The organism is Neisseria sp. DTU_2021_1001991_1_SI_NGA_ILE_055 (genome assembly GCF_032342915.1).
GTDB lineage: Bacteria > Pseudomonadota > Gammaproteobacteria > Burkholderiales > Neisseriaceae > Neisseria.
Genome location: NZ_CP135440.1, coordinates 1246034 through 1263280, shown reverse-complemented (window position 1 = coordinate 1263280; position 17247 = coordinate 1246034). Strand labels below are relative to the sequence as shown.

The 17247-nt window shown below is 47.4% G+C and carries 15 protein-coding genes; 7 read left to right on the top strand and 8 right to left on the bottom strand.

Features of this window, described 5'->3' with window-relative positions:
* Nucleotides 1-170: 170 nt before the first annotated feature.
* Nucleotides 171-1649, top strand: coding sequence for a 4-hydroxy-3-polyprenylbenzoate decarboxylase (ubiD, locus tag RRV97_RS05910; protein ID WP_315610991.1), 1479 nt, complete (start codon nt 171-173; stop codon nt 1647-1649).
* 267 nt (nt 1650-1916) lie between these two features.
* Here ubiD and RRV97_RS05905 read toward each other — a convergent pair whose 3' ends face one another.
* The 4 genes from RRV97_RS05905 to nirK form a co-directional block, all read right to left on the bottom strand.
* Entirely contained in the window at nt 1917-4010 is a 2094-nt protein-coding gene (locus RRV97_RS05905; protein ID WP_315610990.1) for an AsmA family protein, read from the bottom strand.
* Between the two features lie 176 nt (nt 4011-4186).
* A complete protein-coding gene (gene rpsO / locus RRV97_RS05900) occupies nt 4187-4456 on the bottom strand; it encodes a 30S ribosomal protein S15 (RefSeq protein WP_036491726.1) in 270 nt (89 codons plus the stop codon).
* A gap of 209 nt (nt 4457-4665) precedes the next feature.
* The gene (locus RRV97_RS05895; protein ID WP_003745813.1) at nt 4666-5421 is read right to left on the bottom strand and encodes a formylglycine-generating enzyme family protein; all 756 of its coding nucleotides are present in this window, start codon (nt 5419-5421) and stop codon (nt 4666-4668) included.
* A gap of 173 nt (nt 5422-5594) precedes the next feature.
* Complete coding sequence (gene nirK, locus RRV97_RS05890) at nt 5595-6764, bottom strand: copper-containing nitrite reductase (protein WP_188213621.1); 1170 nt, start codon at nt 6762-6764, stop codon at nt 5595-5597.
* 399 nt (nt 6765-7163) lie between these two features.
* Here nirK and RRV97_RS05885 point away from each other — a divergent pair, with 399 nt between their 5' ends.
* The 3 genes from RRV97_RS05885 (at nt 7164) to RRV97_RS05875 (ending at nt 11377) form a co-directional block, all read left to right on the top strand.
* Nucleotides 7164-9419, top strand: a complete 2256-nt coding sequence (locus RRV97_RS05885) for a nitric-oxide reductase large subunit (protein WP_003745817.1) — start codon at nt 7164-7166, stop codon at nt 9417-9419.
* Between the two features lie 95 nt (nt 9420-9514).
* Complete coding sequence (gene prmB, locus RRV97_RS05880) at nt 9515-10414, top strand: 50S ribosomal protein L3 N(5)-glutamine methyltransferase (protein ID WP_315610989.1); 900 nt, start codon at nt 9515-9517, stop codon at nt 10412-10414.
* A gap of 225 nt (nt 10415-10639) precedes the next feature.
* Nucleotides 10640-11377 carry a toxin-antitoxin system YwqK family antitoxin gene (locus tag RRV97_RS05875; protein ID WP_049322129.1) on the top strand — a complete coding sequence of 246 codons (738 nt, stop codon included), beginning with the start codon at nt 10640-10642 and terminating at the stop codon, nt 11375-11377.
* Nucleotides 11378-11426: 49 nt separating this feature from the next.
* Here the strand turns inward: RRV97_RS05875 and RRV97_RS05870 are convergent, their stop codons facing one another.
* Complete coding sequence (locus tag RRV97_RS05870) at nt 11427-11987, bottom strand: adenine phosphoribosyltransferase (RefSeq protein ID WP_003745823.1); 561 nt, start codon at nt 11985-11987, stop codon at nt 11427-11429.
* Nucleotides 11988-12155: 168 nt separating this feature from the next.
* Between RRV97_RS05870 and gmk the strand changes: the two genes are divergently transcribed.
* From gmk to RRV97_RS05855, 3 genes are all read left to right on the top strand, one after another.
* Nucleotides 12156-12773: a guanylate kinase gene (gene gmk / locus RRV97_RS05865; protein WP_003745825.1), complete on the top strand. Its 618-nt coding sequence runs from the start codon at nt 12156-12158 to the stop codon at nt 12771-12773.
* Between the two features lie 53 nt (nt 12774-12826).
* Complete coding sequence (gene rpoZ / locus RRV97_RS05860; protein ID WP_003682294.1) at nt 12827-13033, top strand: DNA-directed RNA polymerase subunit omega; 207 nt, start codon at nt 12827-12829, stop codon at nt 13031-13033.
* A gap of 106 nt (nt 13034-13139) precedes the next feature.
* Nucleotides 13140-15296, top strand: a complete 2157-nt coding sequence (locus RRV97_RS05855; RefSeq protein WP_315610988.1) for a bifunctional (p)ppGpp synthetase/guanosine-3',5'-bis(diphosphate) 3'-pyrophosphohydrolase — start codon at nt 13140-13142, stop codon at nt 15294-15296.
* Nucleotides 15297-15406: 110 nt separating this feature from the next.
* Here the strand turns inward: RRV97_RS05855 and RRV97_RS05850 are convergent, their stop codons facing one another.
* From RRV97_RS05850 to RRV97_RS05840, 3 genes are all read right to left on the bottom strand, one after another.
* Nucleotides 15407-15568 (bottom strand): hypothetical protein, encoded by a 162-nt coding sequence (locus RRV97_RS05850; RefSeq protein ID WP_003745829.1) that lies wholly within the window; start codon nt 15566-15568, stop codon nt 15407-15409.
* A 75-nt stretch (nt 15569-15643) separates the two neighbouring features.
* Nucleotides 15644-16102, bottom strand: coding sequence for a recombination regulator RecX (gene recX, locus RRV97_RS05845; RefSeq protein WP_315610987.1), 459 nt, complete (start codon nt 16100-16102; stop codon nt 15644-15646).
* A 100-nt stretch (nt 16103-16202) separates the two neighbouring features.
* Entirely contained in the window at nt 16203-16916 is a 714-nt protein-coding gene (locus RRV97_RS05840; RefSeq protein WP_315610986.1) for a phosphoglycolate phosphatase, read from the bottom strand.
* Nucleotides 16917-17247 lie beyond the last annotated feature (331 nt).

The window sequence follows — 17247 nt, the reverse complement described above, 5'->3', positions numbered from 1 at the left end:
ATCACAAGCAGATATTGTTCAAATTTGACGGTAGTTTGCAAAAAATATGGAAATTCGGACGTGGAAAGTTGGGATTTGAACAGATTTGGCAGGTACAATAGCCGCTGGTTTATCTTTCAAACCCGAAATGGCGGTCTGCTTTCAGACGGCCTGTTCAGGAAAATGAAATCATGAAATACAGAGATTTGCGAGAATTTATCGCCGGATTGGAAGCCGATGGCAAACTCAAGCGCATTCAGCATCCGGTGTCGCCGCATTTGGAAATGACCGAAATCGCCGACCGCGTGCTGCGCGCCGAGGGGCCGGCGTTGCTGTTTGAAAACCCGATTAAGCCCGACGGTACGCGCTACGATTATCCCGTGTTGGCGAATCTGTTTGGCACGCCCGAACGCGTGGCGCTGGGCATGGGCGCGGACAGCGTGTCCAAGTTGCGTGAAATCGGTAAAACTTTGGCATATCTGAAAGAACCCGAACCGCCCAAAGGCATTAAAGACGCGTTTTCCAAATTGCCGCTGCTGAAAGATATTTGGAGCATGGCGCCGAACGTGGTGAAAAACGCGCCGTGTCAGGAAATCGTGTGGGAAGGTGAAGACGTTGATTTATATAAACTTCCGATTCAGCATTGCTGGCCGGAAGACGTTGCGCCGCTGGTCACATGGGGCTTGACCGTCACGCGCGGACCAAACAAAAAACGCCAAAATCTCGGCATTTACCGTCAACAGTTAATCGGCAAGAACAAGCTGATTATGCGTTGGCTGTCGCATCGCGGCGGTGCGCTGGATTATCAGGAATTCCGCAAACTCAATCCTGATACGCCGTATCCCGTCGCCGTTGTCCTCGGTTGCGACCCTGCCACCATTTTGGGCGCAGTAACGCCTGTTCCCGATACCTTGAGCGAATACCAGTTTGCCGGACTGCTGCGCGGTTCGCGGACGGAACTGGTGAAATGTATCGGCAACGATTTGCAAGTGCCTGCCCGTGCTGAAATCGTATTGGAAGGCGTGATTCATCCGAACGAAACCGCGTTGGAAGGCCCATACGGCGACCACACGGGCTATTACAACGAGCAGGATCATTTCCCCGTGTTTACGGTCGAACGCATCACCATGCGCGAAAACCCGATTTACCACTCTACCTACACAGGCAAACCGCCCGATGAACCCGCCGTTTTGGGCGTGGCGTTGAACGAAGTGTTTGTGCCGCTTTTACAAAAGCAGTTCCCCGAAATCACTGATTTCTACCTGCCGCCCGAAGGCTGCTCCTACCGCATGGCGGTGGTTAGCATGAAAAAACAGTACGCCGGACACGCCAAGCGCGTGATGATGGGCTGCTGGTCGTTCCTGCGCCAGTTTATGTACACCAAATTCATCATCGTGGTCGATGACGATGTGAACGTGCGCGACTGGAAAGAAGTCATTTGGGCGGTAACCACCCGCATGGACCCAGTGCGCGATACCGTTTTGATGGAAAACACGCCCATCGACTACCTCGACTTCGCCAGCCCCGTCAGCGGACTCGGTGGCAAAATGGGTTTGGATGCAACTAACAAGTGGCCGGGTGAAACCAACCGCGAATGGGGTCGTGTGATCAAAAAAGACCCTGCCGTTACGGCCAAAATCGATGAGATTTGGGAGCGTTTGGGTTTGTAGATGTCATTTCTATTGGAATTTATACTTCAAATCGTGATGGAAATGATTGGGGCAGTGTTTGAAGGTACGGTAGAAATATTGAGGCTTGATTGGAGCAAAAGAAAACTCTCCAAAGAAGGCTTGATAATGTTAACCGTATGGTCTGCCGTCATTGTTGCACTGATTGTGTATATAGTTATTCCTAAGTAAACATCTTATTCTGACAATACATCTGTTAAAAGGCCGTCTGAAACTTTTTGGGTTTCAGACGGCCTTTAATTTGAAAATTTAGCGTGGTTTGAGCCACTTCCATTGTTCTTGTATGGTTTCTTGCAGGGCTTTTTGTTTTTCTGCCGGTGTGTTCATGCCATTGGTCAAACGGCTGTAGTCAAGGGTAATGGAAGGGTTTTGTACGGTTCCGCCGATTTTGAGGGGAATCGGTTTGTTTTTGGGTTGCAGTACGTTGCTGATAAGCAGGTTTTCGGACAGCTTTTGGGTATTCAAATCGGTATAGCCGCTGCTGACAACGTGCAGGCTGTCGGAAAACAGTTCGGTATTGATATGATGGCTGATGCCTTTCTCGATTTCGCTATTGAGAATGAAATGATGGAAAGGGGTTTTGAGGTTGCTGTTGTCAATTTTTTCCGAAGAGATGCCGTTTTTCAGAATGCTGTCCATATCGATGCCGTGCCATGCGCCGTTGGTAATATCGAGGAGCAGGCTGCCGTTTAGGGCTTGTATCATTTGGGTGCGGTCGTTGCCGGAAGTTTGAATGTCGATAACGGCGTCGCCGCTGCCGCTGAAGCTGTGGAAGCCAAACAAGTCTTGCAGCAGAGGCTGAATTTGTATGCCTTTTGCGTTTTGTTGGAGGTGGTAGGAAGCGGGTTGGGTGGCTGCAATACTCAGTCCGCCCTCTGTTTTGCCGCCATAAAGCCCGGCTTTGAAACGGTGCAGGGCGATATGTTCTTTATCTGCGGTAAGCAGGGATTCGACGTTTTCAAGTTGCAGGCCGGCAGTTTGAATGGTGCCGATTTGGAGGTTGGCCTCAATGTCGGGCAGCCAGGATTTGGCCAGCAGGGAAGGAAGACTGAGCGACGGCTGGGTTTTCAGGTCTTCTAAATAAGGGGTCAGATTAAGTTTTTGTAAGGCGATACCGGCGTCAAGGTGCGGGCGCGGTTGGGCGTCGCGTTGGTATTTAAAAGCCAAGGCGAGGGCCTGCCTGTCAAATGCGCCTTTCAGACGGCCTTCCCATATATTCAGGCTGAAGTTGGCCTGCCCTTCGAGTGTGCTGATGAAGCGTGGACGGGGAAGGCGGTTGATGGTGTCTTGCAGGGTACTGAGGTGCAGTTTGGGCGCATCGATGCCTTTACCTTTTTGCCAAACCAACGGGCTGGAAAAGGTAAAGTTGGTTTGGAGGCGGTCGTTTTTATGGCTGCCTTTGAGTTCAAAATTGGCGGCGGTCAAAACGGTTGCGTAGAGGTTGGCTTTGTCCAGTTTGAATGAACCGTCCCATTGGTTGTTTTCACTGCCGGCGGTCAATGCGCCGTTGAGTGTGTTGAGGTGTAAATAGCCGTTTTTGAATTGCAATAGGGGTGAACGTGCGTTGATATGCAAGTTTTGAAAGCCGCTTTCGGCTTGCAGATTGAAGTCGCGGAGTAGGGCGGTTTGGTTTTGCCAATTAAGGCTGCCTGCAATTTGGGCATCCAGCTTGTTTTTGAGTAATACGGTTTGCAGGTTCAGCTTAAGGGCGGGAACACTCCAACCGGCATTGTTGGGTATCAGATAGCCTGCACCCTGCCAACTGATAGGATTGCCGATGTTTTGCAGTGTGCCGCTGATGTCGAAGGGGCGGCCGTCTGAATCGGCTTGCTGCAGGGAAAATTGCAGATTGTTTAAGGCAATATTTTGCTCTTTAGTGTGATAACGGATGCTGCCGTTATTGATGATGATGCGGTTGAGCTGGAAACTTTCTTTTGACGATGGGTCTTGTTGCAGGCAGGCGGGCAGATGGTGTTTTGAGTCCAGTGTCAGTGTCGGGTTTAAAAGAATCCATTTCTCAAGAATGGGGGCATCCGACCATAGGCTGCTCCAACCAAAGCCCATTTTGGATTCGGCGATGTTCAGCGTCGGTGTGTCAGGTTCGGAAGAGGAAAGGCTGAGGTCTTTTAAGATTAGCGTGGGACGCGGCAGCCATTTTCTGCCGATAGTGGCGTTGTATTTGATTTGGCAGCCATGGGCGGAAAAGTTTTTTTGTATGAATGCGTCGATGTTTTCTGTGTTGAATATGCGGAACATTAAGGCACTCAATACCGCCGCGAGGCATAAAAGCGCGGTAATGCCGAAAACCAGGGTTTTCAGCCAAAATTTTCCTGAGTGCAACATGGAATGAACAGACAATTCAGATTCTCGCTTTGATGGGAGCTTTAAGGAGTGATTGGGAGTTTAAGCCTTGCTGCTTAAGCGTGTGGAAGTATAACACAGAGTGGGCCTATGTTTCAGACGGCATGGGCATGTGAATAAAAACACCGCCCAAAGGCGGTGTTGATTTTAAGCATAAATTATTTACGCAGACCCAGGCGGGTAATCAGTGAACGGTAAGTATCAGGCTGAGTACGGCGCAGGTAAGACAGCAGGCGACGACGTTGGCTAACCATTTTCAACAGGCCGCGACGGCTGTGGTGGTCTTTAGGGTTGGCTTTGAAGTGAGGAGTCAGGTCGTTGATGCGGAAAGTCAACAGAGCGACTTGTACTTCAGAAGAACCGGTATCGCCTTCTTTGCGTTGGAAATCTTTAACAATTTGTGCTTTTTGTTCTACGGTCAATGCCATGATGGATAACTCCGAAAATAAAAGAACCTTTTCAGGTTCGGACAAGTTTGCCAAGCCAAACGACCTAAGCAAACTCCTAAGTGCCTTTTTATAAAGACGGGCGGATTATGCCACAATTTGTCTTTGTGTGCCACATCTTTTCAGACGGCCAAAAAAAGCGGCGATACCTTCCAGTACCGCCAAAGCTGCTTTGGTGATAAAACTAAACTTTATTTGCTTGCGCAGCGGAAGCCTAAGTTATTTAAAACATATTTGGATTGCAGGCTGGTACGGATGCCGTAACGCAAGAAAGCAGCATAGTTGGATGGGTCGCTTGAGCCTACGGATGCGCCGCTACAGAACATTTGTGTGTTGGATGAGCCGGCTGAGAGTTGGCTGCTGTTGAAGTCTTCAGTCCATTCCCAAATCAGGCCGTGCATATCGTATACGCCCCAGTAGTTGGGTTTGTTTTTACCGATGTCGTGCAGGCCGTTGCGGCCACCGTCTGCATACCAATCCAAGATGGTGCGGTTGTAGCCGGGTTCGGCAGAGCCGTCTTTTTGAGTGGCAGAGGCCAAGCCTGCAAATTCCCACTCGTCAATAGTCGGCAGGCGTTTGCCTTTGGAAACGCAGTAGGCATTGGCGGCAAACCATGAAACATTGGTTACCGGATGTTTGAGTTCACTGGCCTTAGGTGCATAACTGTTGCTGCCGTTTTTTACCCAATGTTTCAGGTAAGCTTTTTCAGCTTGTTTAGAGCTGATTTTGTCTTTTTGCCATTGTGGATGTGTTTTCAAAAATTCGGCAAATTCGGCATTGGTTACAGGATATTTGTCAAGTTGGAAGGGCTTGACTTTAATAAGGGAAGTCTCTTTTTTGAGATAGAGAGGGCGATAGCTGCCTCCTTCGATTTTTACCATTTCGGCTGCAAATGTATTGCCGCAGATTAAGGCACTGCCTAAGAGGAGGAGTCGTATGAGTTTCATGGTACGCCCTTATTATCGTTTGAAAACAGAAAATTTATTTTTAAGATAGCCTAATCATAATAAGGCCGTCTGAAAAATCAATCTGTCTGATTGAATAGGAAGATTAATTGTGATGGAAGCCACTGCGACTCTAAGAGAAGAGCAGCAGTGGCTTGGCGTATTAAACCGAGGGATTATTTAGCGGCTTCAGAAGCAGCAGGTGCGGCAGACGCAGCTGCTGGAGCAGAAGCGGCTGCACCGGCAGGTTGGTAAACGGTGTCGCTCAGTTTTTTGGTCATGATTTCAGGGTTTTCATCACCCTCAACTTTCAATTGACCCAAAGCACCTTTGTTGAACGCACGGAAGATAGAGTGGTCAACCAAAGTGTAGCTACCTGGAATGTCGACTTTGAATTCGATCATGGCGGCGCCACCGGCAGGAATCACAGTGCTTTGTACGTTTTCGTTAATCAGTTTACCACCTTCAACATATACTTTGTCGAAGATTTCGCCGATAACGTGGAAAGAAGATACCAAGTTAGGACCACCGTTACCAACGTACATACGAACAGTTTCACCAGCTTTGGCTTTCAGGGCATTGTCGCCGGCGATAGAGCCCACGTGGCCGTTGAATACAACGTATTCAGGTTGTTCAGCAATCGCTTTATCCATATCGAAAGGTTGCAGGCCTTGAGCACCTTTTTTACCTTTAGTATAGAAGTCGCCTTGTACGATGTAGAACTCTTTGTCCACTTTAGGCAGACCTTCTTTAGGTTCAACCAAGATCAAACCGTACATACCGTTGGCGATGTGCATACCTACAGGAGCAACGGCACAGTGGTAAATGTACAAACCGGCTTGCAGAGCTTTAAAGCTGAAAGTAGAAGTGTGGCCTGGGGCAGTGAAAGAAGCTTCTGCACCACCGCCTTGACCGGTAGCAGCGTGGAAGTCAACGTTGTGAGGAACGGTAGAAGAAGGATTGTTAGAGAATTCTACTTCTACGGTATCGCCTTCGCGTACACGGATCATTTGGCCCGGAACGTCGCCGTTGAATGTCCAGTAGTGGTATTCAACACCGTCTTCCATAGTCATGGTTTTTTCGACGGTTTCCATTTTAACGCGTACTTTAGCCGGATGATCGCGATCGATTGCAGGTGGAACTTCCGGAGCGTGAGTCATGATGGCATCGACTACAGGCAATTCTGAAGAAGGAGTCTCGGCAGCAGCTTGTGAGTCAGAAGAAGCAGCAGGAGCTTCGGCAGAAGCGGTGGCAGCCGGAGTTTCAGCTGGTTTAGCAGCTTGTTCGCCGCATGCGGCCAGTGCAAATACAGAAGCGATAAGTGCAGCTAAGGTTTGGCGTTTCATGTTTAAAGTTTCCTTATTGTAAGAAAAGTTAAGTATCCTGATAGGATGGTTTGAAATTTTGTATGATTATGTAGGCGCTTGTTTGGGTGTATTTTGACATAAATCAAATTGTTCAATGAATATGAATCTTTTAATCCTTAAATACTCCTTTAGTAGTATAAAAAACTAAACCGAAAAGTTTATTTTTGTGTGAAAATGTTAGTGTGGGCTTAACACAAAATATAACAAGGGAGGAGTTATACAGGATAATAGGAATCAATATCATATAAGTTAATGGTTTTAAAGGAATATTATTGACAAAATATTTCTTTACTTTTAAAACCGTGATACAATCTTTAACATTCATATTTGATGAATTAATACCCAACCACTTTTTACCAAAATCAAGGAGTACTCAAAATGGGACAGTACAAGAAGCTTTGGTACTTGCTGTTTGCCGTACTGGCAGTATGCTTTACCATTCTTGGTTATATGGGTAGCGAGGTCTATAAAAAGGCTCCGCCATACCCTGAACAAGTCGTTTCTGCATCCGGCAAAGTCCTGATGACCAAAGACGATATTTTGGCAGGTCAATCTGCATGGCAAACTACCGGCGGTATGGAAGTTGGCTCTGTATTGGGTCACGGTGCATACCAAGCTCCGGACTGGACTGCCGACTGGCTGCACCGCGAGCTGGTTGCATGGTTGGATCTGACTGCGCAAGAAACTTACGGTAAAAAATTTGACGAAGTTTCTCCTGAGGAACAAGCTGTTCTGAAAACCCGTTTGGCTGACGAATACCGCAACCAAAGCCGTATTAAGGAAGACGGTTCTGTCGTTATCAGCGATACCCGCGTGAAAGCGATCGAAAGCATTCTGCCTTACTACCACGGTGTATACAGCGACGATCCTAAGTTCCAAACCACTCGCGAACACTTTGCAATGAAAAACAACACATTGCCAAGCCAAGAAGCGCGTGAAAAACTGTTCAACTTCTTCTTCTGGACTTCTTGGTCTGCTTCGACCAACCGTCCTGACGAGAACTTCACTTACACTAACAACTGGCCGCACGAGCCTTTGATCAACAACGTACCGACTACTGAAAACTACATGTGGTCTTTCACCAGCGTGGTATTGTTGCTGATGGGTATCGGCTTGCTGATGTGGGGTTACTCTTTCTTGACCAAACACGAAGAGGTTGAAGTACCTACTGAGGATCCTATTTCCAAAGTACAACTGACTCCTTCTCAAAAAGCGTTGGGCAAATATGTATTCCTGACTGTTGCACTGTTTGTCGTACAAGTACTGTTGGGTGGTTTGACTGCTCACTATACTGTCGAAGGTCAAGGCTTCTACGGTATCGATACCGCACTGGGCTTTGAAATGGCCGACTGGTTCCCATATGCGTTGACCCGTACTTGGCACATCCAATCCGCTATTTTCTGGATTGCAACCGGCTTCCTGACAGCAGGTCTGTTCTTGGCTCCGATTGTGAACGGCGGTAAAGATCCTAAATTCCAACGTGCCGGTGTGAACTTCCTGTACATCGCCCTGTTCATCGTAGTCGGCGGTTCTTATGCAGGTAACTTCTTTGCTTTGACCCACATCATTCCGCCTGAGCTGAACTTCTGGTTCGGTCACCAAGGTTACGAATACTTGGATCTGGGTCGCTTCTGGCAACTGTTGCTGATGGTCGGCTTGCTGTTGTGGCTGTTCCTGATGCTGCGTTGTACTGTCTCTGCCTTTAAAGAAAAAGGTACAGACAAAAACCTGTTGGCTATCTTCGTAGCTTCTATGGTCGGTGTGGGTGTGTTCTATGCTCCTGGCCTGTTCTACGGTGAAAAATCTCCAATCGCTGTGATGGAATACTGGCGTTGGTGGGTGGTTCACCTGTGGGTAGAAGGTTTCTTCGAAGTGTTCGCTACTGCCGCCTTCGCATTCATCTTCTACAACATGGGCTTTGTCCGCCGTAGTACTGCTACTGCTTCTACTTTGGCTGCTGCTGCAATCTTCATGTTGGGCGGTATCCCAGGTACATTGCACCACTTGTACTTCTCCGGCTCTACCTCTGCTTCTATGGCAATCGGTGCATGTTTCTCCGCTTTGGAAGTTGTACCTTTGGTTCTGCTGGGTCGTGAAGCTTACGAACACTGGTCTTACCAACATCTGTCCGACTGGGCGAAACGTCTGCGTTGGCCTCTGATGTGCTTCGTAGCAGTTGCCTTCTGGAACATGATCGGTGCTGGCGTATTCGGCTTCCTGATTAACCCGCCGATTTCCCTGTTCTACATCCAAGGTCTGAACACTACTGCAGTTCACGCTCACGCGGCTCTGTTCGGTGTGTACGGTTTCTTGGCTCTGGGCTTCGTATTGCTGGTTGCACGTTACCTGAAACCTAATGCTCAATTTGACGACAAACTGATGACTTGGGCATTCTGGCTGTTGAACGGCGGCCTGGTGGGTATGATTGCCATCAGCCTGTTGCCGGTCGGCGTGATTCAAGCTTATGCTTCTATCACTCACGGTCTGTGGTATGCACGTAGCGAAGAATTCCTGCAAATGGAAATTCTGGATACCCTGCGTTGGGTTCGTACCGCTGCTGACTTGATCTTTATCGGTGGTGCTGTCTGCGTTGCTATCCAAGCTACCAAAATCGTATTCAGCCGCGATAAATAATCTTAAGCTGAATTAAATCGAAGGCCGTCTGAAAAGTTTTCAGACGGCCTTTCTGTTATAATTTCAATATTCTTAAATCGACAAGACAAAACATTATGTTTAACCAAGCTGCTCAAGAGCTGACCACTGTTCGCGATTTGCTGCGTTTCGCCGTCAGCCGTTTTAACGATGCCGGACTGTTTTTCGGACACGGAAGCGATAATGCCCATGACGAGGCAGCCTATCTGATTTTGCACACTTTGAATCTGCCGTTGGATACGTTGGAGCCTTATTTGGATGCCAAATTGTTGCAAAGTGAGAAGGAAGAAGTATTGTCCATTCTCGAACGCCGCGCAGTGGAGCATATTCCTGCCGCGTATCTGACACATCAAGCATGGCAGGGCGAGTTTGATTTTTATGTCGATGAGCGCGTCATCGTGCCTCGTTCTTTTATTTATGAATTGCTTGGCGACGGTATCCGTCCTTGGATTGAACATGATGAGTTGGTGCATCGAGCTTTGGATTTGTGTACCGGTAGCGGCTGTTTGGCCATTCAAATGGCGCATCACTATCCTGATGCACAAATCGATGCCGTTGATTTGAGCTTAGATGCTTTGGAAGTAGCGGCCATCAATATCGAAGATTATGGCTTGGAAGACCGCATCAGCTTGGTGCATACCGATTTGTTTGAAGGTTTGGATGAAACCTATGACTTAATTGTTTCCAATCCGCCTTATGTTGATGCGGAATCTGTAGAAGCATTGCCCGATGAGTACCTGCATGAGCCGGAATTGGCTTTGGGTAGCGGAGAAGATGGTTTGGATGCTACACGTCAAATCATTTTGCAGGCTGCGAAATATTTGAATCCGAAAGGTGTATTGCTGGTTGAAATCGGCCACAACCGCGAAGTATTGGAGGCGGCTTATCCGGAATTGCCGTTTACTTGGTTGGAAACCAGCGGTGGCGACGGGTTTGTATTCTTATTAATCCGCGAGCAATTGTTGGGTGAAGAATAAATTGTTTTAATGTAATTGAAATAGAGGTCGTCTGAAAAAAATTCAGACGGCCTCTATTTTGTAATGTCTTTAATGTTTTAAGAAAATACAAACGCCTATGATATGTCGGCTGTGAAATCCAAGCAGAGTTTGAAACTCTGGCTTATAATATTTGTCATAGATTTAAATGCCGGTAGATTTTTATTACTGACTTTTTGTAGAACATATACTGCCAAACCCAATATTATGAATAATTGTTTAAAATCAGGCCTGTTGGCTGCTGTTTTATTCAGTATGCCCGTTGCCGCCTTTGCCCAGCAATATACCGTTTATTTCAATCAAAACGGTAAACTGACGGCAACCATGCCTTCGGTTGCTTATGTCCGTCAATACAAAATTGCGGCAGGCAAGGCGCAGGTTCAGGATTTTTACTATCCATCAATGAAAAAATATTCTGATCCGTACGAGATACCTGCTGGTCAGATTAAGGTTTTTGTGCCGGCGTTGGACAACGGTACGCTGACTCTGTGGCATTTCAACGGGCAGAAAAAGATGGTTGGCAGCTATCGCAACGGCAAGCCGCACGGCGAGTGGATTAACTGGTATCCAAACGGCAAAAAATCTGCGGTCATGCCTTATCAAAACGGCTTGAGTGAGGGCGTAGGCTCTCGTTATTACCGCAACGGCGTTAAAGAAAGCGAGATCCAATTCAAGCACGATAAGGCCAACGGTCATTGGAAACAATGGTATTCAGACGGCAGCCCGAAAACCGAAATGATGATGAGCAATGATAAACCGACGGAGATTATCAGTTGGGATGAAAATGGCCGCATTGTGTCTGAATTGAGTATTCGCAACGGCAAACGCAGCGGCATTATTTTGGATTGGTATGATGATGGTGCGAAGAAATCCGAGTTGGTGTATAAAGACGACCAGTTGGTGAAAAAAACCTTTTGGGATACAGACGGATACGTTCTCGAATAATTTTAACAATAAAAAACCGCAGGCTGATCGGCTTGCGGTTTTTTGTGTGTTACATACAGCCTTTGTTTTGGCATAGGGTAAATAACGGCGCGCCGCTTTCGCGGATTTTTTTGCCGCCGTCCAAGTCGGTAAATTCCAAAATAGCAGCCGTTTCGATTACTTCGCCGCCCAGTTTGCGGATCAGCTCGACACCTGCCAGCATTGTGCCGCCGGTCGCCACCAAATCATCTACCAACAAAACGCGTGCGCCCGGCTTGATGGCATCGGTATGGATTTCTACCGTTGCTTCGCCATATTCCAAAGCGTAACTTTGAGAAACCGTATCAAACGGCAGTTTGCCTTTTTTACGAATGGGAACGAAGCCGACATTCAGTTGATAGGCCAAAGCCGCGCCAATGATGAAACCGCGCGCGTCCAAGCCTGCCACAACGTCAACTTTTTGCCCCATATAGCGGTAAACCAGCAAATCAACCAGCAGGCGGAAATATTCTGCGCTTTGCAGAACGGGAGTAATGTCATGAAACAAAATCCCTTTTTGCGGCCAGTTTTCAATTTTACGGATTTTGTCCGCCAAAGCTTCTACGCCCATTACTTCAGGATGAATCAACATTTCGACATTCCGAAATCAAAAAGTTTTTAACACGCCATTGTAGCGGTCATATGCAAACTTGCCAAATTAATCGATACAATAGCCAAATTTTGCAACTGGCCGTCTGAAATTCCGAGAAACATTGTGTTGTGTTATAATTTACAGATACATACCATCGGCTGAATTACCATGCAAAATCACAAAAAAGGCAATATTTTCATCATTTCCGCCGCTTCGGGCACAGGCAAAACGACTTTGGTGTCGCGCCTGTTGAAAAATCATGACGATATCCGTGTTTCCGTTTCTCACACCACGCGCCAGCCACGCGAAGGAGAGGTGCATGGCGTGCATTACCACTTTGTCCCCAAAGACGAATTTGAATCACTGATTGAGCAAAGGGCCTTTTTGGAACACGCCAATGTGTTCGGTAACTATTACGGCACCAGCATCGCCGGCGTAAATTCGTTGAGCGAAGAGGGCTATGATGTGATTTTGGAAATCGATGTGCAAGGTGCGGCGCAAGTGCGTAAATCGTTGCCTGAAGCCAGCAGTATTTTTATTCTGCCGCCTTCCTTTGAGGTATTGGCGCAACGTTTGATCGGCCGTGGTACGGATAGCGAAGAAGTCATTCAAACACGCCTGTCCAAAGCCCGTCATGAGATTGAACAATCTGTTTTGTTCGATTACGTCGTCGTGAATGACGATTTGGATCGTGCCGAAGCCGATTTGTTCCACATTATTAAAGCAGGCCGTCTGAAAAAATCCGCCCAGCAGGGATTTATCTCAAACCTGTTGGAAAATTCGTAAAAAACAGCGAAAATAACCGTTTTATTTGAAACATAGAAAGAAAGCAAGCAAACATGGCCCGTATTACTACTGAAGACTGCACAGGTAAAATCCCTAACCACTTCGACCTTACCCTCGTTGCCGCCCGTCGCGCACGCCAATTGGAAAACGGCAATACGCCTTTGGTTGACGACATCCGCAACAACAAACCAACCGTAACCGCCCTGCGCGAAATCGCAGCCGGACAAATCGGAACCGAGCTTTTGACACGCAACAAATAAAACAACCGGCAAACCGATAAAACCGCCGTGCGGACTGTATCGGTGCAATATAACAACCGATACAGTCTGACGGCTTAAAAAAATAGCCATAAAAGGCCGTCTGAAAATGCCAGCCCCACTGCCTACCGCTCCTTATGACCCGTTGACAGCAGAAGCGCGCGATCTTCTGTTTCGCACCGCATCTTATCTCAATGAGAATGAACAGGCCGAGCTTGAAAAAGCCATTGCCTACGCTTTTCATGCCCATGACGGACAAACCCGTAAGAGCGGTGAACCCTACATCACCCATCCCCTTGCCGTTGCCACGCAGCTTGCGATTTGGCACATGGATGTTCAGGGCCTTTGCGCAGGCGTTATGCACGATGTGTTGGAAGATACGGGTGTAACCAAAGTCGAAATGGCGGCGGAATTCGGCGATACCATTGCCGAAATGGTAGACGGCCTCTCCAAACTGGAAAAACTCAAATTTGAAGATCATGCCGAACATCAGGCGGAAAGTTTCCGCAAACTGATCCTCGCCATGACTAAAGACGTGCGCGTCATCGTCGTCAAACTGGCCGACCGATTGCACAATATGCGCACGCTCGGCTCTATGCGTCCGGACAAACGCCGCCGCATCGCCAAAGAAACCCTCGAAATTTATGCTCAAATCGCCAACCGCATCGGTCTGAACAACGCGTATCAAGAGCTTCAAGACTTATCGTTCCAAAACCTTCACCCAAGCCGCTACGAAACCCTGAAAAAAGCCATGGACAACAGCCGCAAAAACCGTCGCGATGTTGTCGGCAAAGTGCTGCGTGCATTCAGTCAGCGTTTGGTGGGTGCAAATATTGAAGCCAAAATCAAAGGCCGCGAGAAAAACCTATACAGCATTCATCAAAAAATGCTGGCTAAAAAACTGCGTTTTGCCGAAGTAATGGATATTTACGGCTTTCGGGTCATCGTCAACAGTATTCCTGCCTGTTATGCCGCATTGGGTGCATTGCATAATTTATACCAACCCAAGCCCGGCCGTTTCAAAGACTATATTGCCATCCCGAAAAGCAACGGTTATCAAAGCCTGCACACGACCTTGGTAGGCCCTTACGGTTTGCCGATCGAAGTGCAAATCCGTACGCGTGAAATGGATGCCGTAGCCGAGGGCGGTATTGCCGGCCATTGGATTTACAAATCCGGAGAAAACACTCCGGATCAGGCCGTCCTCCATATGAACCGATGGTTGAAAAATATTCTTGACCTGCAAGCCAGCAGCTCAAATGCCATCGAGTTTCTGGAACATGTCAAAGTCGATTTATTCCCCAACGAAGTCTATATCGTTACTCCGAAAGGCGATATTTTGACCTTGCCTAAGGGTGCAACGCCGATTGACTTTGCCTATGCCGTGCACACCAACATCGGTCATAAAACCGTTGCCGCGCGCATTAACAATGTCATGATGCCGTTGCGCACCAAGCTGAAAACCGGCGATACGGTCGAAATCATTACTTCCGAACATGCCAAGCCTAATGTGGCATGGTTGAATTTTGCTGTTTCCAGTCGTGCGCGCAGCGCCATCCGCCAATACGTTAAAAATCTGAATCGTCACGATGCCGTTGTTTTGGGTGAAAACCTGCTGCAAAAAGCTTTATCCAGCCTGCTGCCTAAAGATGTTTTGCTTTCAGACGACCTCAAAGAAAAATACCTTGCCGATTTGAATACCAAACAAACTTCGTTTGAAGAAGTTCTCTATAAAGTCGGTATGGGGCATACTTTGCCGATTCACGTTGCCATGCATATTGCCGAGTTGGCTGGCCAACATTTCGGCAGTGAGGTTAAACTCAGCCCGATTAAAGTCAACGATCAAGAGACCGGCCGGATTCATTTTGCCGAGTGTTGCCATCCGATTCCCGGTGATCCGATTCGCGCCTTATTGGTCAAAGACAAGGGCATGATTATTCACCGTGATACCTGCCAAACTTTGGTTAAAGCCGATCCGGAAGAGCAGTTGGATGCCGGTTGGGACAGTATGCGTAATCAAACGTATCGCACCATCCTCAACGTCAAATCCGAAGATGCTCATGGCTTGTTGGCTTCAATGGCGCAAGCGATTTCCAACTCGGGGGCGGACATCGAATCTGTCGATACGCCGACCAAAGCACAAGCAGGAACGGAAGGCTTTGTAGAATTTAAATTCACAATTAAAGTCAAGGACTTGGATCAGGTTAATCAGATTGTTCATGAGATGCATGCCAATCCGAATATCCGCAAAGTGATTCGAGGATAATCTCGTTATAAGCAAAGGCCGTCTGAAAGTGTTTTCAGACGGCCTTTTGAGTATGTACAAACAAACTTCTTTCAGTTTGTTTTGAAGAAAAATAATGCTTCAGATTGGATTTAACTCAACCAAAATCGGAAAACCAAGAAAAAAACTAAGACCAAAACGCCGGCCCAAACCAGCAACATGAATCCGGCCACTGCCTGACCCAAGCGGTAAACAGGGTTTTTGCGTTCGTCTTCGAGTAGGGGATTGGATGTATCGTGTGGTTTGTCGGACATGATGAAGCTCTGATTGGATTATTGAATGAAAGCGTAAGGGTACGCCGATAGCCGTAAAGATTCAAGTAGGAATGATTATTGATAGAAGTCTTCTTCATTCCACGCGGTTTTTAAGGCCGTCTGAATAGTGTCTGCACTAAAGCCGCGATACGCAAGGAAACGCGCTTGTTTTTGTTTTTCTTTCAAATCTTCAGCTTCTTGCTTGAATTTTTTACGCAAAACAGAAATGGCGGTTTGCAGCTCGTCCTCCCTGTCGGGCAGTAATTCCCGACAGTCATCCGCATCAATACCTTGTTGAGCCAAGGCTTGTTTGAGGCGGAGCGTGCCGTAACGGTTACTCTTGCTGTGAATATAGGCTTCAGCGTAACGTTGGTCGGATTGCCAATTTCGCTCAGCGAATTCGTCCAAAACCTTTTCCAATTCTTCTTCGCTTTCAGCGTGCGGAGCCAGTTTGCGTTTCAAACCGACGCGGCTGACTTCTTGACGGGAAAGAATATCCAAGGCGCGGGCACGTAAGGTTTTGGGAGGTTTCATGGGGATATGGAAGGGGAGGGATTTAACTACATTGAATTACATTTTCAGACGGCCTGATTAGGTAAAAGCACCGAAAAGGCCGTCTGAAAATAAAGCCGAATTATTCTTCGTCTTTGTTTTTTTGCGGTTGCAGATTTTCGTAGATTTCAGGCAGGGCGCGAATCAACAAATCAGGTTTGGTCGCTTTGTCTTGGGAGAGCAAGGTCATGTCGCCGTAGCCGAATGTTACGCCGACGCTGAAGCAACCGGCCGCTTTGGCGGCAATAATGTCATTTTTAGAGTCGCCCACCATCAGCATATTGGCAACGTCGATGCCCAAAACTTCGGCTGCATGTTGAAGCGGCAATGGGCTGGGTTTTTTCTCGGTCAGGCTGTCACCGCCGAGAACCAGGCTGAAGTAGCCGTCGAGATTGAGCTGTTTCAGCAGCTCTGCAGCCAGAATTTCATTTTTGTTAGTAATGACAACCAATGGAATCCCCAAGGATTTGAGCAGGCCGAGGCCGGCCTCAGTTTCAGGGTAGGGGCGGGTAAAGTCGCTCAAGTGCTCGCGATAATATTTCATAAAGAACACAAGGCCTTTTTCCCAGATTTCAAGATCGGCTTCTTTTTCGCGATCATGGGTAATGACGTGATGAACCAACTTGCCGATGCCGTCGCCGACATAACTTTCAACCGTTTGAGTGGGTAAAACAGGCAAACCCAGGTATTCGCACATAGCTTGGGCGGCGGCGGTCAAATCCGGAATGGAATCGCATAAAGTGCCGTCCAAATCAAAAGCAACGGCTTGAACGTGTTCTAAAGTAGCAGCGGTCATTAAATAGCTTTCTGTCATATCATTTAAGGCGTTATTTTAGCATTATTTCCCCGATTTGCCGATGTTTTGCCGATTTTTCAATGGCTGCTTGTTTAAATTGTTAACAATTTTTGCAGGCGTTGGGTTGGTTGTTTGTCGGGAAGGGTAGAAGTGATTTTGTCAACAAAAAGGGAACTCGGGTAGGTATTGAAAAACAAAGGGTTTGTATCGTTTTTGGAGAGGGTTTGAGAAATATTGGGGCTGAGCCGTCTGAAAAATTTGAGTCAAGGCGTCTATATTTTCAGACGGCCTCAAACTAAATTCATATATAAATGAATGGATTTGCTTTTTA